This window comes from Aestuariibaculum scopimerae, from assembly GCF_059428085.1.
The window spans coordinates 3536775-3558516 of sequence record NZ_CM182089.1 but is presented as its reverse complement, the minus strand read 5'-3'; the positions used below and the strand labels follow the sequence as shown (position 1 = coordinate 3558516).

The 21742-nt window shown below is 35.2% G+C and carries 23 protein-coding genes; 19 read left to right on the top strand and 4 right to left on the bottom strand.

The genetic code is table 11. The features are described from left to right. The first annotated feature begins 36 nt into the window (after positions 1-36). The 9 genes from AC5SR4_RS15425 (at position 37) to hisIE (ending at position 8336) form a co-directional block, all read left to right on the top strand. Entirely contained in the window at positions 37-852 is an 816-nt protein-coding gene (locus AC5SR4_RS15425) for a prohibitin family protein (RefSeq protein ID WP_495357173.1), read from the top strand. A 328-nt stretch (positions 853-1180) separates the two neighbouring features. After that, a complete protein-coding gene (gene hisG / locus AC5SR4_RS15420; protein ID WP_495357172.1) occupies positions 1181-2038 on the top strand; it encodes an ATP phosphoribosyltransferase in 858 nt (285 codons plus the stop codon). 11 nt (positions 2039-2049) lie between these two features. Beyond that, positions 2050-3336: a histidinol dehydrogenase gene (hisD, locus tag AC5SR4_RS15415; RefSeq protein WP_495359198.1), complete on the top strand. Its 1287-nt coding sequence runs from the start codon at positions 2050-2052 to the stop codon at positions 3334-3336. Further along, positions 3333-4370 carry a histidinol-phosphate transaminase gene (gene hisC / locus AC5SR4_RS15410; protein WP_495357171.1) on the top strand — a complete coding sequence of 346 codons (1038 nt, stop codon included), beginning with the start codon at positions 3333-3335 and terminating at the stop codon, positions 4368-4370. The genes hisD and hisC overlap by 4 nt, the downstream gene beginning before the upstream one ends. A 101-nt stretch (positions 4371-4471) precedes the next feature. Next, positions 4472-5605, top strand: a complete 1134-nt coding sequence (hisB, locus tag AC5SR4_RS15405; RefSeq protein WP_495357170.1) for a bifunctional histidinol-phosphatase/imidazoleglycerol-phosphate dehydratase HisB — start codon at positions 4472-4474, stop codon at positions 5603-5605. Positions 5606-5670: 65 nt separating this feature from the next. Further along, on the top strand, positions 5671-6252 hold the full coding sequence (gene hisH / locus AC5SR4_RS15400) for an imidazole glycerol phosphate synthase subunit HisH (protein WP_495357169.1): 582 nt from the start codon (positions 5671-5673) through the stop codon (positions 6250-6252). Between the two features lies 1 nt (position 6253). Next, on the top strand, positions 6254-6988 hold the full coding sequence (gene hisA, locus AC5SR4_RS15395; RefSeq protein ID WP_495357168.1) for a 1-(5-phosphoribosyl)-5-[(5-phosphoribosylamino)methylideneamino]imidazole-4-carboxamide isomerase: 735 nt from the start codon (positions 6254-6256) through the stop codon (positions 6986-6988). 2 nt (positions 6989-6990) lie between these two features. After that, positions 6991-7746 carry an imidazole glycerol phosphate synthase subunit HisF gene (gene hisF / locus AC5SR4_RS15390; protein WP_495357167.1) on the top strand — a complete coding sequence of 252 codons (756 nt, stop codon included), beginning with the start codon at positions 6991-6993 and terminating at the stop codon, positions 7744-7746. Further along, entirely contained in the window at positions 7743-8336 is a 594-nt protein-coding gene (gene hisIE, locus AC5SR4_RS15385) for a bifunctional phosphoribosyl-AMP cyclohydrolase/phosphoribosyl-ATP diphosphatase HisIE (protein WP_495357166.1), read from the top strand. The genes hisF and hisIE overlap by 4 nt, the downstream gene beginning before the upstream one ends. Before the next feature lie 55 nt (positions 8337-8391). On the opposite strand, the gene AC5SR4_RS15380 is transcribed toward hisIE, so the two are convergent. Further along, positions 8392-8811 (bottom strand): hypothetical protein, encoded by a 420-nt coding sequence (locus AC5SR4_RS15380; protein WP_495357165.1) that lies wholly within the window; start codon positions 8809-8811, stop codon positions 8392-8394. A gap of 94 nt (positions 8812-8905) precedes the next feature. Between AC5SR4_RS15380 and AC5SR4_RS15375 the strand changes: the two genes are divergently transcribed. The 3 genes from AC5SR4_RS15375 (at position 8906) to AC5SR4_RS15365 (ending at position 11464) form a co-directional block, all read left to right on the top strand. Beyond that, positions 8906-9682 carry a tRNA pseudouridine synthase A gene (locus AC5SR4_RS15375; RefSeq protein WP_495359197.1) on the top strand — a complete coding sequence of 259 codons (777 nt, stop codon included), beginning with the start codon at positions 8906-8908 and terminating at the stop codon, positions 9680-9682. Between the two features lie 383 nt (positions 9683-10065). Further along, the gene (locus AC5SR4_RS15370; RefSeq protein WP_495357164.1) at positions 10066-10782 is read left to right on the top strand and encodes a ThuA domain-containing protein; all 717 of its coding nucleotides are present in this window, start codon (positions 10066-10068) and stop codon (positions 10780-10782) included. 4 nt (positions 10783-10786) lie between these two features. Continuing rightward, complete coding sequence (locus tag AC5SR4_RS15365) at positions 10787-11464, top strand: DUF2461 domain-containing protein (RefSeq protein ID WP_495357163.1); 678 nt, start codon at positions 10787-10789, stop codon at positions 11462-11464. 177 nt (positions 11465-11641) lie between these two features. On the opposite strand, the gene AC5SR4_RS15360 is transcribed toward AC5SR4_RS15365, so the two are convergent. Further along, entirely contained in the window at positions 11642-12058 is a 417-nt protein-coding gene (locus AC5SR4_RS15360; RefSeq protein WP_495357162.1) for a glyoxalase, read from the bottom strand. 153 nt (positions 12059-12211) lie between these two features. On the opposite strand from AC5SR4_RS15360, the gene AC5SR4_RS15355 reads away from it, so the two are divergent. The 7 genes from AC5SR4_RS15355 (at position 12212) to AC5SR4_RS15325 (ending at position 20161) form a co-directional block, all read left to right on the top strand. Continuing rightward, positions 12212-13099, top strand: a complete 888-nt coding sequence (locus AC5SR4_RS15355; protein ID WP_495357161.1) for a DUF72 domain-containing protein — start codon at positions 12212-12214, stop codon at positions 13097-13099. A gap of 18 nt (positions 13100-13117) precedes the next feature. Then, positions 13118-13504, top strand: a complete 387-nt coding sequence (locus tag AC5SR4_RS15350; RefSeq protein ID WP_495357160.1) for an acyl-CoA thioesterase — start codon at positions 13118-13120, stop codon at positions 13502-13504. A 231-nt stretch (positions 13505-13735) separates the two neighbouring features. After that, positions 13736-15130, top strand: a complete 1395-nt coding sequence (gene leuC, locus AC5SR4_RS15345) for a 3-isopropylmalate dehydratase large subunit (RefSeq protein ID WP_495357159.1) — start codon at positions 13736-13738, stop codon at positions 15128-15130. Between the two features lie 107 nt (positions 15131-15237). Beyond that, complete coding sequence (gene leuD / locus AC5SR4_RS15340) at positions 15238-15834, top strand: 3-isopropylmalate dehydratase small subunit (RefSeq protein WP_495357158.1); 597 nt, start codon at positions 15238-15240, stop codon at positions 15832-15834. After that, complete coding sequence (locus tag AC5SR4_RS15335) at positions 15835-17355, top strand: hydroxymethylglutaryl-CoA lyase-like TIM-barrel protein (protein WP_495357157.1); 1521 nt, start codon at positions 15835-15837, stop codon at positions 17353-17355. Positions 17356-17419: 64 nt separating this feature from the next. After that, positions 17420-18478, top strand: a complete 1059-nt coding sequence (leuB, locus tag AC5SR4_RS15330) for a 3-isopropylmalate dehydrogenase (RefSeq protein WP_495357156.1) — start codon at positions 17420-17422, stop codon at positions 18476-18478. A 108-nt stretch (positions 18479-18586) separates the two neighbouring features. Beyond that, entirely contained in the window at positions 18587-20161 is a 1575-nt protein-coding gene (locus AC5SR4_RS15325) for an alkaline phosphatase PhoX (protein WP_495357155.1), read from the top strand. On the opposite strand, the gene AC5SR4_RS15320 is transcribed toward AC5SR4_RS15325, so the two are convergent. Continuing rightward, entirely contained in the window at positions 20154-21407 is a 1254-nt protein-coding gene (locus AC5SR4_RS15320; RefSeq protein ID WP_495357154.1) for a mechanosensitive ion channel family protein, read from the bottom strand. The two genes, AC5SR4_RS15325 and AC5SR4_RS15320, sit on opposite strands and share 8 nt — an antisense overlap. Beyond that, the gene (locus AC5SR4_RS15315; RefSeq protein WP_495357153.1) at positions 21400-21696 is read right to left on the bottom strand and encodes a DUF3817 domain-containing protein; all 297 of its coding nucleotides are present in this window, start codon (positions 21694-21696) and stop codon (positions 21400-21402) included. The genes AC5SR4_RS15320 and AC5SR4_RS15315 overlap by 8 nt, the downstream gene beginning before the upstream one ends. Between the last annotated feature and the right edge of the window lie 46 nt (positions 21697-21742).

Sequence of the window (21742 nt, the reverse complement as noted above, 5' to 3'; positions counted from 1 at the left end):
TGAATATAAATAGAAATTAATTAAAACTATATAATAATGGAAAAATTACCAAAAATTGCATTACCAATAATTTTAACACTCATAGTTGTAATCATACTATTATCCAAATCTACGGTCACAGTAGGCTCAGGAGAGGCAGGTGTTTTGTACAAAATATTTGATAAAGGTGTGGTTGTAGACGAACCGCCTTTAGGAGAGGGATTCCATATTGTAGCACCATGGAACAAAGTTATAGTTTATGAAGTACGCCAACAGGAACTTTTTGAAAAAATGAAAGTTTTATCCTCTAACGGATTGGAAATTCAAATTGATGCATCAGCATGGTACCAACCTGTTTATAACGATTTAGGCAGATTGCACCAATCGCTAGGGGAAAATTATTTACAGCGTGTTATACAGCCAGCTATTCGTAGTGCAGCACGTAGTGTAGTTGGGCGTTATACACCAGAACAATTATATTCTAGCAAGCGAGATGCTATTCAAGATGAAATATTTGTTGAAACCAAGAAGATTTTAGAAAATCAATACGTACAATTAAACGAAATATTAGTTCGTGATGTTACTTTGCCAAATACCATAAAAGATGCCATTGAGCGTAAGTTGAAACAAGAGCAAGAATCATTAGAGTATGAGTTTAGGTTGGTTACCGCACAAAAAGAAGCCGAAAAAGTTATTATTGAAGCACAAGGTAAAGCCGATGCTAATAGAATATTAAGTGCTTCCTTAACAGATAAAATTTTACAAGATAAAGGTATAGAAGCAACCGTTAAATTATCAGAATCATCAAACAGTAAAGTAATTGTTATAGGTTCTGGGGATAGTGGTATGCCTATTATTTTAGGAAATCAATAATTTTAGCAATAAAATAATTTAGTGTTTATTCGTGTTTTTTCGAATTTTAAATAATATTTAAGCCCTAAAACTAAATAATAATAAATACGAATAATATTTTTAAAAATAATTTGGAAAAATTAACATTAATTATAGATATTTGCATAGAAATAAAAACAAAAGAATGACTTTTATTCAATCACATCACCATCATTTTCAAATTTGCCCTCAAGCGAAGTGAAAATGTATTGAATAAATTCAACATATTTTATAAACCCGTTTGAGACAATCAAACGGGTTTTTAATTTTTAACCCCGTAAGATTGTTTCAAACTCATAAAAAATTAACAATGAGTAAATTAAGAATAGCAGTACAAAAAGCAGGTCGTTTACACGATGACTCCATGGAATTATTGAAAAATATTGGTATTTCTATTGATAATGGAAAAGACCAATTAAAAGCATCTGCAAGAAATTTTCCCGTAGAAGTCTTTTATCTAAGAAATGGAGACATTCCACAATACTTAAAAGATGGCGTAGTTGATGCCGCTATTATTGGTGAAAATGTTTTAATAGAAAAAGGTGAGGGCATAGGCATTGCCGAAAAACTTGGTTTTTCAACCTGCCGTGTTTGTATAGCGGTACCAAAAGCTATGAAATATAAAGGAATTGGCGATTTAGAAGGCAAACGTATCGCAACGTCCTATCCTAATACCGTGCAAAACTATTTAGATGAAAATGGTATTATTGCTAATATTCACATCATTAACGGATCGGTAGAAATTGCTCCAAACATTGGTCTTGCCGATGCTATTTGTGATATCGTTTCCAGTGGAAGCACTTTGTTTAAAAATAATTTAAAAGAAGTTGAAACCATTTTAAAATCAGAGGCTGTATTGGCGGTGTCCCCAATCATAGATAAAGAAAAGCAAGCAATACTCGATAAAATTCAATTTAGAATTCAATCTGTTTTAAAAGGACGCGAATCTAAGTATGTATTGCTAAATGCACCCAATGACAAAGTTCAAGATATTATTAATGTATTGCCAGGAATGAAGAGTCCAACCGTTTTACCTTTAGCCGAAGCAGGGTGGAGCTCAATTCACTCGGTTATTAGTAAAAATGAGTTTTGGGATGTTATTGACGAGTTAAAAGCCAAAGGAGCTCAAGGCATCTTGGTATGTCCTATAGAAAAAATGGTACTTTAATAGAAGTTGCTATGCAGATAATTGAAAGTCCAAATAAAAAAGAATGGTCACAAATATTGAAAAGACCAACGCAAACAGTTGGAGATATTGAAACTATTGTAAATCAAATTTTTGCTGATGTACAAGATAAAGGTGATGAGGCCATAAAACAATATACTTATAAGTTTGATGGAGTTTCATTGGAGTCTAACATCGTTACCACCAATGAGATAGAAAAGGCCATTGCTAGTGTTCCAGAGGAGCTAAAGCAAGCCATTGAAGCAGCAAAGCAAAATATAAGCACCTTTCACGCTTCACAAAAAACCCCAAAGCTTAAGGTAGAAACCACAAGTGGTGTAAAATGCTGGCAGGAAAAACGTCCTATTGAAAAAGTAGGTTTGTACATTCCAGGAGGAACAGCACCATTGTTTTCAACCGTTTTAATGCTAGCCGTACCGGCCCAAATTGCAGGTTGTAAAGAGGTTGTACTATGTTCGCCACCAAACAAAGCGGGCACATTGGCTCCAGAAATTTTATTTGCAGCACAAATATGTGGTGTAACCAAAATTATAAAAGTTGGGGGAATACAAGCTATTGCAGGATTAACCTTTGGTACTAAATCCATTCCTGGAGTATATAAAATTTTTGGTCCTGGCAACCAGTTTGTAACGGTAGCCAAACAATTAGCAACCAAATATGGGGTGGCTATTGATATGCCTGCAGGACCAAGTGAGTTATTGGTAGTGGCCGATGGAACAGCTAATGCATCGTATATTGCATCAGACTTACTGAGTCAAGCAGAACACGGCACAGATAGTCAGGTTATCTTGGTGTCAACATCCAATGAATTGATTAAGCGTGTTGCAAAGGAAGTTGAAGTACAAATACAAGAGCTTCCTCGTAAAGCCATTGCAGAGAAAGCGATTGCTAATTCTAAATTGATTTATGTAGAAAATGATGCCTTGGCACTGGAGTTAATTAATGAATATGGACCAGAGCATTTTATTATATGTTTAGAAAATGAAGATTTTTACATTAATGGAATTATCAACGCAGGTTCGGTGTTTATAGGTAATTATACGCCAGAAAGTGCGGGAGATTATGCTTCAGGAACTAATCATACTTTGCCAACCAATGGGTTTTCAAAAGCCTATTCAGGTGTTAACTTAGATAGTTTTTTAAAGAGTATGACCTTTCAAAAAATTACCAAAGAAGGGTTGTTAAATATAGGAAACACTATAGAGCTTATGGCAGAAGCAGAAGGGTTGCAAGCACACAAAAATGCAGTATCAATTAGACTAAAGGATTTAAAACAATGAATATTCAAGATTTAATAAGGCCAAGTATTAAGGCATTGAAACCTTATTCATCCGCTCGTGATGAATTTCAAGGCGTGCCAAGTAATATGGTATTTTTAGATGCAAACGAAAATCCTTTTGAAAATGGTGTAAACCGTTATCCCGATCCACAGCAGCGGTCACTCAAAACCTTATTGTCCAAAATTAAAAGGATACCAACTAAAAATATACTTTTGGGCAATGGAAGTGATGAAGTACTGGATTTAATATTTAGAGCGTTTTGTGAGCCCAATCAAGATAACGTTATTACTTTACCGCCAACCTATGGCATGTATGAAGTGCTAGCCAATTTAAATGCTATAAGTATTAAGAAAGTTAACTTAGATATTGATTTTCAACCACAAGTTGAAACCATATTGCAAGCTGCTGATAGCAGTAGCAAATTATTGTTTATATGTTCTCCCAACAACCCATCTGGAAATAGCTTTAGTGCAGAAGCCATTGAAACCTTAGTAAGAAATTTTAAAGGTATTGTTGTGATCGATGAAGCTTACATTGATTTTTCAAGAGAAACCAGTTGGGTTACCAAATTAACACAATACCCTAATTTAATTGTCACACAAACCTTATCCAAGGCTTACGGTATGGCAGGCATTCGTTTAGGAATTTGTTACGCATCAGAATATATCATTTCTGTCTTAAATACCATTAAGCCACCATACAACATCAATGAGTTAACACAGCAAAAAGCTATAGACGTTTTAAGTATTAAGGATTTAGCCAAAAATCAAATAGAAAAGATTTTAAAAGAACGTAAAACCATGGTTGCTGGATTGGAATCCATAGGTTACATTTCAAAAATATATCCATCTGATGCCAATTTTGTATTAGTGAAAGTAGATGATGCTAATAAACGCTACAACCAATTGATTGAAAAAGGGATAGTGATTAGAAATAGAACCACGCAGCCAGGCTGTGAAAACACTTTACGCTTTACCGTGGGAACACCAGAAGAAAATAGCCAATTAATAAAGACTTTAAAAGACATAGAATGAAACATTCATGATAATTACATTAGTATTGTATAAATATGATTATTAAAGGTGTTCCTCCCGATAGTTATCGGGAGGCCAAATAAAAAACAATAAAATAGCAAATGAAACGCATATTATTTATAGATCGAGACGGAACCATTATAAAAGAACCTGCAGATGAGCAAATAGACGCCTTTGAAAAATTGGAATTCTACCCCAAAGTATTTGAATATTTAGGAAAAATAGCTAGAGAATTGGATTTTGAATTGGTAATGGTTACCAATCAAGATGGGTTAGGAACTGAAGCATTTCCTGAGGATACATTTTGGCCTGTTCACAATTTCATTATAAAAAGTTTTGAAGATCAAGGAATTAAATTTAAAGAGCAAATTATAGATAGGACGTTTGCTAAGGACAATGCACCCACACGAAAGCCCAATACAGGTTTGTTGACTCAGTATTTCTCAAAAGATTATGATTTAGAGAACTCATTTGTAATAGGAGACCGTCTTACAGATGTAGAATTAGCTAAAAACCTAGGCGCTAAAGGCATCTATATTAATGATGGAACTTATTTAGGAACCGATGAAATTACTGTAAAGCATGAAGCCTTAAATGATTATATAGCTCTTGAGACTAATGATTGGGAATCCATTTATACCTTTTTAAAAGTAGAAGCTCGTACTGGCAAAATTGTAAGGAACACCAATGAAACCAAAATAGCCATCAAATTAAATTTAGATGGTACGGGTACAAGTAACATCAATACCGGTTTGGCCTTTTTTGATCATATGCTAGATCAAATTTCTAGACATGGGCAATTGGATTTAGAGATTAATGTAGATGGTGATTTAGAGATAGATGAGCACCATACAATTGAAGATACTGCTATTGCGCTTGGTGAATTGTTTCATTCAACACTGGGCAGCAAATTAGGCATAGAGCGCTATGGCTTTTGCTTGCCTATGGATGATTGTTATGCACAAGCTGCTATTGATTTTGGAGGTAGAAATTGGTTGGTTTGGGAAGCGGAATTTAGACGTGAAATGATTGGTAAGATGCCAACAGAAATGTTCTATCACTTTTTTAAATCGTTTACCGATGGTGCCAAGTGTAATTTGAATATAAAAGCTGAAGGCACCAATGAGCACCATAAAATTGAAGCCATATTCAAAGCATTTGCCAAAGCCATAAAAATGGCCGTGAAACGTGATGTTGAAAAAATGATTTTGCCATCAACAAAAGGAATGCTTTAATATTTAGAATTCAGATTTACAATTTACTGCAAATCGTAAATCTAAAATTGTAACTCGTAAATAAAATGAAATTAGTTATAATAAATTATGGCGCTGGGAATATAAAAAGTATTCAATTTGCATTTAGGCGATTGGGTGTAGAAGCGGTATTGTCTAATGATCCGCAAGAGATTCTAGCAGCCGATAAAATTATTTTTCCGGGAGTGGGTGAAGCGAGTAGTGCTATGGCCATGCTTAGGGCATCAGGTTTGGATGCTCTTATACCAATATTAAAACAGCCCGTATTAGGTATTTGTTTAGGCATGCAATTGTTATGTGAATATACCGAGGAAGGTGATACGAAAGGTTTAGGTGTATTTAAAACCAAGGTGAAACGTTTTAACAATCAAGTAAAAGTTCCACAGATGGGATGGAATGTTATAAAAGATCTTAAATCTAATTTGTTTAAGGGTGTCAAGGAAAATGCATATATGTACTTAGTACATAGCTATTATGCCGAACATTGCACTGAGACCATTGCCACAACTGATTATGGATTGAATTATGCATCGGCTTTAAAACATAATAACTTTTATGGGGTTCAATTTCATCCAGAAAAGAGTAGTTTAGCAGGTGAACAAATTTTAAAAAACTTTTTAGAACTATAAAATGAGAATAATACCAGCCATTGATATTATAGAGGGAAAGTGTGTACGCCTTACCAAAGGCGATTATGAAACCAAAAAAGTATATAACGAAAACCCCTTAGAAGTTGCTAAGATGTTTGAAGCTTCGGGTATCGAATATTTACATTTAGTGGATTTAGATGGTGCCAAAGCCCAACATATTGTTAACTATAAGGTATTGGAACAAATTGCATCTAAAACCAGTTTGAGGATTGACTTTGGAGGAGGTTTAAAAACCAATGAAGATTTACATATAGCATTCAATTCTGGAGCCAAGCAAATAACAGGAGGGAGCATTGCCGTTAAAGACCCTAAAACCTTTGAAGGCTGGATATCAAAATACGGCGCAACCAAAATTATTTTAGGAGCAGATAGCGATAATGGCAAAGTATCCATAAGTGGTTGGATGGAGCAAAGCCAGGAAGATGTGATTCCGTTTATAAAATCCTATCAAAAGAAAAGTATTCAATATGTTATTTGTACAGATATATCTAAAGATGGTATGCTAGAAGGGCCATCGGTGGATTTGTATAGGCAAATCATTTCAGAATGCACCAATAGTAGCAATGATCAATCTATTAAACTTATAGCCTCTGGTGGTATTTCTTCTATAGACGAGCTACCAGTACTTAAAGCTATAGGTTGCGAAGGTGTTATTATAGGGAAAGCGATATATGAAAACCGAATAAGTTTAAAACAATTGGAAAAATTTGTTTAAGAATGTTGACAAAACGAATAATACCTTGCCTAGATATTAAAAATGGCCGTACCGTAAAAGGCGTTAATTTTGTCGATTTACGTGATGCTGGAGACCCTGTAGAATTAGCCAAGCAATATGCAGATATTGGTGCTGACGAACTGGTTTTTCTAGACATATCGGCTACCTTAGAAGGTAGAGCCACAACATTGGACATGGTATTGCATGTAGCAGAACAAGTCAATATACCCTTTACTGTTGGTGGAGGTATATCTTCCATTGAACATGTGGACGATTTGTTACAGTGTGGTGCCGATAAGGTGTCTATCAATTCGTCAGCCGTCAAAAGGCCAGAATTAGTTAATGAGTTGGCAGACAAATTTGGAAGCCAATGTGTTGTGGTTGCCATCGATGCCAAGCAAATAAATGGTCAATGGAAAGTGCACCTAGCAGGTGGCAGTATACCTACCGAAATTAATTTGTTTGAATGGGCCAAAGAAGTAGAAAAACGTGGCGCTGGAGAAATTCTATTTACTTCTATGGATCATGATGGTACTAAAAATGGATTTGCCAATGAAGCATTAGCTAAATTATCTGAAATGTTGAACATTCCCATTATTGCTTCAGGAGGCGCTGGTACTGTACAGCATTTTATTGATGCTTTTAAGGATGGTAAAGCAGATGCTGCGTTGGCAGCTAGTGTATTTCATTTTGGTGAAATACCCATTCCTGATCTAAAAAAAGAATTAAAAAAACACCATATAGAAATACGGTTATGACAATTAAATACAATACAGACGGACTGGTTCCTGCCATTATTCAAGATGCTACTACCAAAACAGTATTAATGTTGGGGTACATGAATGAAGCTGCCTATAAAAAAACAGTTGAGACAAAGCAAGTAACCTTTTACAGTAGAAGCAAACAGCGGCTTTGGACTAAAGGTGAAGAAAGTGGTAACTTTTTAAATCTTGTTGCTGTTAAAAATGATTGTGACAACGATACCTTACTTGTGTTGGTGAATCCCGTAGGGCCCGTGTGCCACAAGGGTACCGATAATTGTTGGGGAGAAGAAAATAAATCGACTTACGGTTTTTTCTCAACTTTAGAGACTGTTATTGCAGAACGTGTTGCAAACAAAGATACTGGTAATTCGTATGTGGCGAGCCTTTTTTCTAAGGGCATTAATAAAGTTGCACAAAAAGTAGGCGAGGAGGCTGTTGAAACGGTCATTGAAGCTATGGATAATAACGACGACTTGTTTTTATATGAGTCTGCTGACCTGTTGTTTCATTATTTGATGTTGTTACAAGCCAAAGGATTTACTTTAAAAGATATAGAAAAGGAATTAAAAGGGCGTCACAAATAAAAGCAAAAAGGCATTGGAAACTCCAATGCCTTTTTGCTTTTATTTGGATATTTAGCTAGGCAATCCAGCCTTTAGAAACGGACTTTTTAGAAAACCAAACTAAAAAGATAGCAAATACGATAATACTTAAGGTCATGCCCATATTCTCAGAATGTCCTTGAATTATAATATAGCCCATTTGAATGATAACGGCCAATAATGATAAAACCAATAATGAATAGGCCCATTTTTTTCGAAGCAAAAGCCCCAAACTTCCTATAGCACCGGCAAAAACAGCTATGGCAAAAGCAGCCGTTAGCCATGCGGGCATATTCGAAATAACTTCTAACTGTTCATCCGTTAAGGCAGAGCGCCAACGCTCTGTGTTATAAGCCTGTCCTAAATATTGGTTAACGCCCATGGCATTCCAAAACAATGCAAAAGCGCTAACAATCCAAAACCAAAATGGCGGTTTGTTTTTTGTGCTTGTAGTCATAATTTAAATTTTAGTTGATTAATTTAATGGAATACAAGTTATAAATTTTTTGCCATAAATAATAAATAACTTACTTTTCCAGCTTCTTAAAATGATGAAAAAATACTTTTACGTTATTACCATTCAGTATTTAGGGTACCGTTTTCATGGCTGGCAAAAGCAACCCGATGTTAAAACATTGCACCTAATGGTAGATAGAACCCTAAACTTTATTTTAGAAGGCAAGCCTTTTAAAAGTCTAAGTTCAGGTAGAACCGACGCAATGGTTTCAGCCGAGAGTGCTGCTTTTGAATTGTTTTTGTCCGAGCCACTAGAAGACCAAGAGGCTTTTTTAAAACTGTTCAATTATAATTTACCACAAGATATTCGAGCCCTTGCCATCAAAGAGGTTGATGCTAACTTTAATATTATAAACCATTCTAAGACTAAAGAGTATTTATATCTATTTACATTTGGTGAAAAATGCCATCCATTTTGCGCACCTATCATGACAACTATATTAGAGGATTTGGATATAGACCTTATGAAACAAGGCGCCAAGTGCTTTGAAGGGGAACACTATTTTAAATCCTATTGTTTTAAGCCAACTGATAACGGTGTGTATACCCGAAACATATTAACTTGTGAAATTGTAGAGAATACCATCTATACTGCAAACTACTTTCCCGAAACCTCATATTTACTTCGCGTTAAAGGAAAGGGTTTTATGCGCAATCAAATACGATTGATGATGGGTACCCTAATTGATTTAGGCAAACACAAACTCACTTTATCTGACATAGAATACAGCTTAAAACAAGATCACTTTGTTAAAATGGAGTATATTGCTCCAGCATCAGGACTTATTCTTAAAAACATTGACTTTCAATAAAGTTGACAACTACATTTGCTGTCTGTGTTATTAGTAACAAGCTTTACGTTAACACCAATCTGGAATGTGTTGCTAATAATGTTTTAATGCTATTGTTAACAAGCAAGTGGTTGTTAATAACGAGCAGGACGTTGTTAGTAACAAGCCTTGCGTTATCAATAATCAAGAAGCATTGCAGGCAACAAACAGGTAGTTACTAATAACAAGCAAGGCGTTATTGGTAACGAGTACTACATTATCAATAACCGGTAGCCCGTTGCTAACAACAAGGAGCGCATTATTGGCAACAGAAAGTTACTTAAACTTAAAACAATCTTAAAAAGCTCTAATAAGTCTGAGCTTTTTGTATTTTTAGGCAACTGTAATGTTAAATCAAACTTTAAATGGAATATATCCTAAAGTTGTTTTTTATATTTTTTTGGGTTTTTGGTTTTTCCCAGGAGAGTAATCCATCTTTGCACATATTAATTGTAACTGGAGGGCATGATTTTGAACAAACAGCATTTTTTGACATATTTAATGATTTTGATAACATTACTTATGAGGAGGTCATCCAGCCACAAGGTAATATTTTAATTGAAAAAGGAAACCTTAATAAGTTTGATGTCATAGTATTTTATGATATGTATAATGATATAAATGAGTCTCAAAAAAGTGCATACATAGATTTATTAAATAAAGGTACTGCTATGATATTTTTGCATCATAGCTTAGTATCTTACCAAGATTGGCCAGAATTCACTAATATTATTGGAGGCAAGTTTACACACAAGGGAGAGCATGCCTCAACTTATGAGCATGATGTTACCATAGACATTACCATTGCAGATGTAAGCCATCCAATTGTTAAAGGCATAAATGATTGGACAATAATGGACGAAACCTATGGTAATTGTATTCTATTGCCAGATGTAATACCTATTTTAAAAACAAATAACAAAAGTTCGATTCCTTTTTTAGCATGGATAAATAGCTATGGAAAGTCCAAAATTGTATATATACAAAGCGGACATGGCCCTAGTGCATATACAGATTCTAATTATAGAAAAGTATTAAAACAAGCTATTCAATGGTCAGCGAAATATCATAAATTACTTTAATAAAATGAGCACAACAATCTCTAATTCCGTATTTGATTTCTTAAAAAAACTTGAAAAAAATAATAATCGAGACTGGTTTAATGATCATAAATCAGAATTTAAAAGTATAGAAAAAGATGTAAAATCATTTTACAGCAATGTATTACAACATTTAAAGGCGCATGATGACATAGATAAGCTAAAAATGTTCCGTATTTACCGAGACGTGCGTTTTTCAAAGAACAAACTACCTTATAAAACTCATTTTGGTGGTGCTTTCCATAGAACCAAACCAAAGTTGAGAGGAGGGTACTATTTGCATATTCAGCCTAATAATGAAAGTTTTATAGCAACAGGCTTTTGGGAGCCAGCACCTGCAGACTTGTTACGTATTAGAAAAGAATTTGAGATAGACGACAGCTTTATGCGTAAGGTACTTAACAATAAATCTATTAAAAGCATTTGGGGTGATATTGTTGGCGACGAAGTGAAGACAGCTCCAAAGGGATTTAGTAAAGACCATAAAGCCATTGATTTAATAAAGAAGAAACAATATATTTTTGTTAAGAAGTATACAGACAAACAAGTGCTAAGCGAAGAATTTATTAATGATGTAAATAGTTCCTTTAAAGCCATTCGGCCATATTTTGATTATATGAGTGAAGTACTTACTACCGACTTAAATGGCGTATCTTTGATATAGAATAAAAAACCAAAAAAACCTCTGAAAGCATTAGTGTTTATAGGCACTAAGAGACATGCGCAAGTCTCCATCGCCATGTGCGCACATCACAGCGGAGACATAAGCATAACGGCAACCTAAGATGCGCATGTCATTTTAGGAAAGCAACTTGGTAAAAAAATCATGTTGATTTTTTAATCAAATAGCCTTAAGAATTTCCGGTCTTTCAAATAGTTGAATGTTGCTAATTAGGCGTTCTTTTACAATCTGCATCATACGCTTGTTCAAGGCGGATGAGTTTTGTATATAAATTAAATATTCTTCAACAGTAAACATGCCTATAATCATGCCTTTCAAAGAATTACGAAATTTCATATCCTTTATAATGGCATTTTCAATGTAGTCAATCCGTTTTTCTAGAGATAAATCATAAAATACCATTTTGTGTTTTGAAACATAATTTCTAAAAACTTCATTGAGTAAATCGTTTTGAAGTTTAACGATGGGCCGTAGCACTAAATTTTGAAAACGCTCATCATTACTCATGTTCTCATTGATTGTTGTGCTAATAATTTCAGGGCGAATGGTTTTTAAGCTAAGTTGTCGTGAGTTCATAATCAAAAGAGTTTTGTTAAAAATATTGAATATTGAAGTGTAAAATATTTGTGGGCGTTATAATTGTTAACTGGTTTATCAACAAAATGGACTATCTGCCAATGAAATTGGTATCACTTTGTATCTTTGTAATCTAGCTACAAAAGTAAAACCATGAAATTCGGACGTGTAGATAATCCTCAAGACATAGACTTTACCTTGCCACCAGATCATCCAGAAACAGTGAGGGTGCTGGGTAAATTTAAGGACGACAACATCCCAGAGCTATATGTTGGATGCGCTAAATGGAATAAAGCTGATTTAAAAGGGTTTTATCCACGGGGCACTAAAGATGAATTAGAATATTATTCGCGCCAGTTTAATGCCATTGAATTAAATGCCACATTTTACAGGATTTTCCCAGCCGAGCAATTTGCTACTTGGTATAATAAAACCCCTGAAGGATTTAAGTTTTTTCCAAAACTAAATCAAGAAATAAGTCATTGGAAACGGTTGCAGGACACTAAAACAGTTGTTGAGCATTATTTGTACAACGCCTCTAATTTAAAAGAAAAATTAGGAACTGTATTTTTACAGATGCACAATAATTTTGCTCCTAAAGATTTTGATAGGGTGGTGGGGTTTGTTGAAAGCTGGCCAAAGGAGATTCCACTGGCAATTGAATTTAGACATACCGATTGGTACAATGATATAGCTGTTGCAAACGATTTGTACCATCTTTTGGAATCTAATGATATATCCAATATAATTGTTGATTCTGCTGGAAGGCGGGATATTATGCATATGCGATTGACCAATGCAACTGCCTTTGTGCGTTATGTTGGTGCAAACCATGCTAGTGATTATAGCAGATTGGATGCGTGGTTAGAACGGTTGGCAGATTGGAAAAACCAAGGTATCAAGGAAATTAATTTTTTCATCCATCAAAATATCGAAAAAGAATCGCCGCTACTTTCTGCGTATTTTATAAAACAGGTAAATGCCACTATGGGATATTCACTTAAAATACCTAATGAAGACCCACAAGTAAAACTATTATAAAAACAATAACAACAATCAATGAAATTTCACACTAGAAAATGGGTTAAACCCGAAGATTTAAACCCCAATGGCACCTTGTTTGGAGGACGATTATTAGAATGGATTGATGAAGAAGCCGCCTTATATGCTATTATACAACTAGAAAATCAAAAAGTAGTTACCAAGTACATGAGTGAGATAGATTTTAAAGCATCGGCTCGGCAAGGTGATATTGTAGAAATTGGTATTGAGGTAGTTAAGTTTGGCAAAGCCTCCATAGTACTAAGTAGCGAAGTAAGAAATAAAATGACCCACGAAACCATTATTACAATTTCTAATATTGTTATGGTGAATTTAGGGCCAGATGGAAAATCAAAACCTCATGGAAAAACAGAAGTAGAATATGTCGCCGATAGATTAAAATAACGAATAGATATGCAACATTAAAATTTATAACCAATAATGCTATTCTATTAAAATATCATCGATTTTTTTTAATTCCATTAATAATTTTATAAAAATATATCCCCTAAGCCTCTTAAGTATTGCTAAATGCTAAATAAAGAAGGAGTTTTTCATAACTTTGTCAGCCTTTTGGCACTATAAACCTTGGCCAAAACTAATTTCATCAAGATTTAAAATTAAATAACAATATATATGAGTAAAACATTGTTCGATAAAGTATGGGATTCACATGTAGTCAGGAAAATTGAGGGCGGACCAGATGTGCTTTTCATAGACCGTCATTTTATCCATGAAGTTACGAGTCCAGTAGCATTTTTAGGCTTAAAAAGTAGAGGGCTAAAAGTGTTATACCCTGAGCGTACATTTGCCACGGCCGATCATAACACACCAACCATAAACCAACACTTACCAGTCGAGGATCCATTATCGGCAAAACAATTAAAAGCTTTAGAAGACAACTCTAATGAATATGGTATAAGCCACTGGGGCCTTGGCCACCAAAAAAATGGTATTGTGCATGTGGTAGGTCCTGAAAACGGTATTACATTTCCGGGAGCTACTATAGTTTGTGGTGATTCGCATACATCTACACATGGAGCTTTTGGTGCCATAGCATTTGGTATTGGAACTTCGGAGGTAGAAATGGTATTGTCAACACAATGTATTATGCAGCCTAAACCCAAAAAGATGCGTATTAATGTAAATGGGCAATTGGGTAAAGGAGTTACGCCCAAAGATGTTGCGTTATATATTATATCGCAATTAACAACTTCTGGTGCAACAGGCTATTTTGTGGAATATGCTGGAGATGTTTTTGAAAATATGACCATGGAAGGTCGTATGACTGTTTGTAACCTATCTATAGAAATGGGTGCCCGCGGTGGTATGATTGCGCCTGATGAAACTACTTTTAATTATTTAAAAGATAAGCCCTTATCACTTAAAGGTGAAGCTTGGGATACCGCTGTTGCACAATGGAAAACCTTAAAAACAGAAGCTGATGCTGTTTTTGACAAAGAGTTAACACTGAATGCTGCAGATATAGAGCCCATGATAACTTATGGAACCAATCCAGGGATGGGTATTGGTATTTCAAAACAAATCCCTAATGCAGAGGCTGTTGAAGGTGGGGTAGCAACTTATAAAAAATCATTGGAGTATATGGGCTACAATGAAAACGATTCCATGATTGGCAAAAAAGTCGATTATGTATTTTTAGGAAGCTGTACCAATGGTAGAATAGAGGACTTTAGGGCCTTTGCATCAATTGTTAAAGGCAAGAAAAAAGCAGATCATATTACGGCTTGGTTAGTACCAGGGTCGCATGAAGTAGAGGCTTTAATAAAAGAAGAAGGAATTCTGGACATTATTACTGAAGCAGGGTTTACACTAAGGCAGCCAGGATGTTCGGCATGTTTGGCCATGAACGATGATAAAGTTCCTGCTGGTAAATATGCGGTAAGTACCTCAAACAGAAACTTTGAAGGAAGACAAGGACCAGGATCTAGAACTTTATTAGCAAGTCCACTTGTGGCAGCCGCTGCTGCTGTAACAGGCGTGGTTACAGATCCTAGAGAATTATTGTAATAGTTGTGGCGCTATTGACATTTAGTCATTTGCCATAAAGCAATAAAGATAAATTATAAATAATAATACTAGCCAGAGGCAAAAGCCAATGGCCAAAAGCAAAAATAATGGCTTACGATAAATTTAATATACTAACAAGTACTGCGGTACCGTTACCGCTAGAAAATGTTGATACTGATCAAATTATACCAGCACGTTTTTTAAAAGCGACAAAGCGAGAAGGTTTTGGTGATAACTTATTTCGCGATTGGAGATATAATAATGACGATACTCCAAAAGAAAGTTTTGTTCTAAACAATCCTATTTATTCTGGAAAAATATTGGTAGGAGGTAAAAACTTTGGTTCGGGATCTTCAAGAGAGCATGCTGCTTGGGCTGTGTATGATTATGGTTTTCGTTGTGTGGTATCTAGCTTCTTTGCAGATATTTTTAGAAACAACTGTTTAAATGTTGGTGTACTACCGGTTCAAGTTAGTCCAGAGTTTTCAGAACAGATATTCAATGCTGTTTACGACGACCCAAACACTGAAATAGAGGTAAATTTACCAAATCAAACTATTACCATTCTTTCAACAGGAGCCCAAGAATCTTTTGAGATCAATAGCTATAAAAAAGAAAATATGCTAAACGGGTTTGATGATATTGATTATTTACAAAATATAAAAGGTGAAATAGAAACCTTTGCAAATGGTTTGCTACTATAAATGACAGCAAAGCGAATTGAAATAATGGATACGACATTACGTGATGGCGAACAAACATCAGGTGTGTCGTTTTCTGCTTCAGAAAAGTTAACAATAGCTAAACTTCTTTTAGAAGAATTAAAGGTAAACCGTATTGAAATTGCATCGGCAAGAGTATCTGAAGGCGAGTTTCAAGCCGTTAAGAACGTAACCCAATGGGCCAAGGAAAATGGGTATTTAGATAAGGTTGAAGTATTAACGTTTGTTGATAAAGGCATATCTATTGATTGGATGGTTGAGGCAGGAGCTAAGGTTCAAAACCTATTAACTAAAGGTTCATTAAATCATTTAACATACCAACTAAAAAAAACTGCTAATCAGCATTTTAAAGAAATAGCCGAAACCATACTGTTAGCTAAAGAAAAGGGCATTGAAACCAATGTTTATTTAGAGGATTGGAGCAACGGTATGCGCAATTCTAAAGACTATGTCTTTGAGTTTTTAGCGTTTTTAGAAACGCAACCTGTTGTGCGTATTATGTTACCAGATACGTTGGGAATATTAACCCCCAACGAATCTTATGATTTTGTAAAAGAGATTAGAGACAAATATCCTGATTTACATTTTGATTTTCATGCGCACAATGATTATGATTTAGGAGTTGCAAATGTTGTAGGCGCTCTAAATGCAGGGGCCGATGGTCTACACCTTACTGTAAATGGCATGGGTGAACGTGCAGGTAATGCGCCAATGGCGAGTACAATTGCTGTTATTAACGACTTTATGCCGCACATAGCAATCGATGTAAATGAAAAAGTACTATATACAGTAAGTAAGTTGGTCGAAACCTTTTCAGGCGTCATGATTCCTGCCAATAAGCCCATCATTGGTGCTAATGTGTTTACACAAACAGCAGGTATTCATGCCGATGGCGACAACAAAAAGAATCTCTATTTTAGCGATTTAATGCCAGAACGTTTTGGTAGAACCCGTAAGTATGCTTTAGGAAAAGCCTCAGGGAAAGCCAATATTCAAAAGAATTTACAAGAATTAGGACTCCAACTTAATGATGAAGATTTAAAAAAAGTTACACAGCGTATTATTGAGTTAGGTGATAAAAAAGAGGTAGTTACTAAAGAAGATTTACCTTATATAATATCGGATGTTTTAGATAGTTATTCATACAAAGAGAATGTTAAGGTAAATTCGTATGTACTAACACATTCTAAGGGACTAAAGCCTTCAACAACTATTTCCATATCCATCCATGGTGAAACCTTTGAAGAAAATGCACAAGGAGATGGACAGTTTGATGCCTTTATGAATGCTTTAAGACGTATTTACAAAAACAAAAAACTCCACTTACCAGATTTAATAGATTATGCCGTTAGGATTCCTCCAGGAAGTCATTCTGATGCTTTGTGTGAAACCGTCATAACATGGAAGAATACCAATAAGGAGTTTAAAACAAGGGGCTTAGATTCTGATCAAACTGTATCGGCCATCAAAGCAACGGAAAAAATGTTAAACATAATTAGTTAGAAAATAAACAATATAGTTTATGGTTGAAAAACCTATAAACTAGTAAACAAATAAACTAAAAAGAATGAAATTAAACATAGCACTTTTAGCAGGTGATGGAATAGGGCCTGAAGTGATAGAACAAGCGGTAAAAGTAAGTGATGCGGTTGCCCAAAAATTTGGACATGATATAACATGGAAACCAGCCTTAACAGGTGCAGCGGCCATTGACGCTGTTGGCGAACCTTATCCGGATGAAACACATGCGGTTTGTCAAGCTTCCGATGCCGTTTTGTTTGGTGCCATAGGACATCCAAAATATGATAATGACCCATCAGCTCCTGTTAGACCAGAACAAGGACTGCTTAAAATGCGCAAAAAATTAGGATTGTTTGCCAATGTGCGTCCTACCTTTACATTTCCATCATTAATAGATAAATCCCCCTTAAAAAAAGAACGTATTGAAGGAACGGACTTGGTGTTTTTAAGAGAGTTAACCGGCGGAATTTACTTTGGTGAAAAGGGTAGAAGAGATGAAGGGGAAACAGCTTTTGATAACTGCGTTTATACTAGAGCAGAAGTACAACGTTTGGCTAAAAAAGGATTTGAATTGGCAATGACCCGTTCAAAAAAATTATGTTGTGTAGACAAAGCCAATGTTTTGGAAACATCACGACTATGGCGTGAAACGGTTCAAGCTATGGAAAAAGATTATCCAGAGGTAGAAGTGAGCTATGAATTTGTAGATGCCGTAGCCATGCGTTTGGTACAATGGCCAAATAGCTATGATGTTTTGATTACAGAAAACTTATTTGGAGACATTTTAACAGATGAAGCATCTGTAATCTCTGGATCTATGGGTTTGATGCCATCAGCATCCATGGGGAGCGACATTGCTTTGTTTGAGCCTATTCACGGATCTTACCCGCAGGCTACAGGAAAAAACATAGCCAATCCCATGGCAACTATTTTATCAGCTGCTATGATGTTTGAAATGGCATTCAACTTACCAGAAGAAGGCAAAGCCATTAGAGACGCAGTTAATAAAGCATTAGCAGAAGGTATTGTAACAGAAGATTTAGCAAGTGGTGAAAAAGCTTACGGCACTCAGGAAGTAGGGAATTGGGTTGCTGCTAATATATAGAAGTTAACGATTTAATAACCGTTTCAATAAAAGGATTTAGTATTTTTATATTGAATCCTTTTGTGTTATATATCTCAAGGATAAAATATAACTAATACAAACCAATCCATGAAATCAATTTTACTAGTATTATTTATTCCTTTAATTTCCTTGTCACAAAATATTGGGGATTTCACGTCGGTTTCCCCGTCAACTCAAACAGACCAATTTATCATACCAGCATCGCATACTTTTCAAAAGATAGCTGAAACTGGTGACGTCATCTCTGAAGGTGGTACGCTGCCCGATAGTCCGGATTTTACCGGATTTGTTCCCATATCAGATAGTAGTACCAACGGATATTTGAGCCTGAATCATGAATCTGCACCAGGGGCTGTTACTATTTTTGATGTTAATTTTAACACGACAAGTAAATTATGGGAAACCACAGCTTCAGAAGCTATTGATTTTTCTCCGGTATATGTAACTGGAGCAAATTGCTCCGGAACAGTAACACCATGGGGAACCGTTATTTCTTCTGAAGAATTTGCTGTGACCTTAGATCTGAATGCTGACTCCTATTATGATACCGGATGGAATATTGAAATCGATCCGGCAACTAAAACTATTGTAAACAACGAAAAACTTTGGGCTATGGGCAATTTTAGGCATGAAAATGTTACCATTCACTCCAATAATCGTACTGTTTACCAAGGTGCTGATGATACCAGTGGTGTTGGTTATCTATATAAATTTGTAGCAGATAATGCTGAAGATCTGAGTTCAGGTAACTTGTATGTTTATATCGGACTTAAAGAAGGAACAGGTTCTTGGGTTCTAATAAATGATAGTTCTAACGCATCCCACGATTTACCAGGTCATCAAAACAATACTATCACGCTAAGTACAAATGCAGGTGCAACAAATTTTGCAGGCATTGAAGATGTTGAAATTGGACCTGATGGTTGGATTTATTTTGCAGTTAAAGGAGCTCCGGATCAAAGGGTCTATCGTTTTCAGGATTCAGATCCTTTAGAAACTTCAGCATCGACAGTAATCATGGAAACTTTTGTTGGAGCCATGAATTATGATATCAATGATGGAACTTCAACGACTTCTGTGGCCTGGGGAGCCGGCAACGATAATTTAGCGTTTGATGGCGATGGTAATTTATGGGTACTACAGGATGGTGGTAATAATTATATATGGGTAGTTAAAAGCGGACATACTCAAGCAAGTCCCGATGTTGAAATTTTTGGTATCGCACCTACGGGTTCTGAACCTACCGGTATTACGTTTACACCAGATTATAAATACCTGTTCATGTCCATTCAACATCCGGATTCTGGAAATCTTGCTAATCAGACTGATGCTACTGGCAGTACTGTTGATTTCAACAAAGGTACTACTCTAGTGATTGCGCTTAATGAAAATTTAGGGACGTCGTTATCGGTGAACCATAACATTTTAGCTGAAAGTTTCAAAATATTCCCAAATCCTTTGGCTCTAAAGACTACTGATAAATTAACCATACAGGGAAAAAACATCAATCACATCAGATTATATTCGACTTTAGGCAAAATGTTATTGGAAGAAGGTTTTAAGGATGTGAATGCAATAAAACTAGATTTATCTATTCTTCCTCCAGGTTTATATTTCCTTAAAATAAACAATCAATATAGTCAGAAACTTGTTGTTAAGTAATAGCCGCCTTAAAACTGGAGTTGCTGGGCAACTCAAAGATCTCTAAGTCAAAATAGGGCAGGGCCGCTATAAGATGGTCAAAGATGTCAGACATAATATACTCGTAATTTTCCCAGCGTTTATCACTACTAAAGGCATAAATTTCTAACGGGATTCCTTGTGTTGTTGGTGCTAACTGGCGTGCCATAATCATCATATCCTTATTCACGGCAGAATGGTTTTTTAAGTAACTGTCAATATACTTTCTAAAAACCCCTAAATTTGTTAGGTTCCTACCATTTAGTAATAATTCCTTATTAATATTATTGGTTTCGTTATATGAGTTGATGTCAGCTTGCCTAGATTCTAAATAAGCAGTGATAAGTTGGATGCCTTTAAGCTTTTCTATATCTTTTTCAGTAAGATACTTTACGCCGTCTTGTTTAATAAATAGGGCACGCTTAATGCGCCTTCCATTAGAGTTGGTCATGCCTCGCCAGTTCTTGAAAGAATCAGAAATTAAAGCATAAGTAGGAATGGTTGTAATGGTTTTATCAAAGTTTTGAACCTTAACGGTTGCTAAATTGATTTCAATAACATCACCATCAGCACCATACTTTTCAAAAGTAATCCAGTCCCCAATACGAACCATATCGTTAATAGACACTTGAATGCTGGCCACAAAACCAAGTATGGTATCCTTAAACACTAAAATGATAACTGCAGAGGCGGCCCCCAAGCCGGTTATAAACTTTAAAAATGGAATGCCCGTTATAATGGCAAATGCTGAAAAAACACCAATAATCCAGGCAAAAATCATAAATACCTGGATATAGCTATCTATGGGCTTGTCTTTAAAATTAGGGAGTGTTTTAAAATAATCTTTAATGGTGTTAAGTAAGCTACGTACAATCCAAAGTGTTAACACAATGGCAAATACCTTTAAGGCATGTTCCATAAAGTTTTCAAAATCCGGAAAATCGTAAAATACAAAGGGAATAAACTTTAACGTGATTAATAGCGGAATAATATGGGCAATATTCCTAGGTGCTTTATTAGATACTAATAAGTCATCAAAATTCGTTTTAGACTGCGATGCAAACTTCGAAAACAAACCTATAAGCAGTTTTCGTATAATAAAATCTATAACAAAAACAATAATTAATAGAGCTAGTAGCAAAGCCAGCATGTTCAGGTATTTTGCGAAATTTTCAGAGGCTCCCAAAGTCATGAAATAGTCATAAACAATATGCTTTAATTTATCCATTGGTCAACGGTTTAAGGTACTTTTTGTCTACATAAAATGTTCCAAAAGGTATGATGGAAGCCAATAGCACCCTTCCAAATTGTTTTCTATTCCAACTCGCTTCAGATTTAAACATAAAAGCTACCACCAAATACGCGATAAACAATAACCCATGTGGCATGCCCAACATTTTTACATAACTAGGATCATGCAATAGGTATTTTACCGGCGTAGCAATAAACAAAAGTAAAATATATGAAACACCCTCAAGAAAGGCAACAATTCTAAATATATTCAAGAATGAAAACATAGATTTAAATTTAAATGCAAAAATACTACACTGTAATTAAAAACTC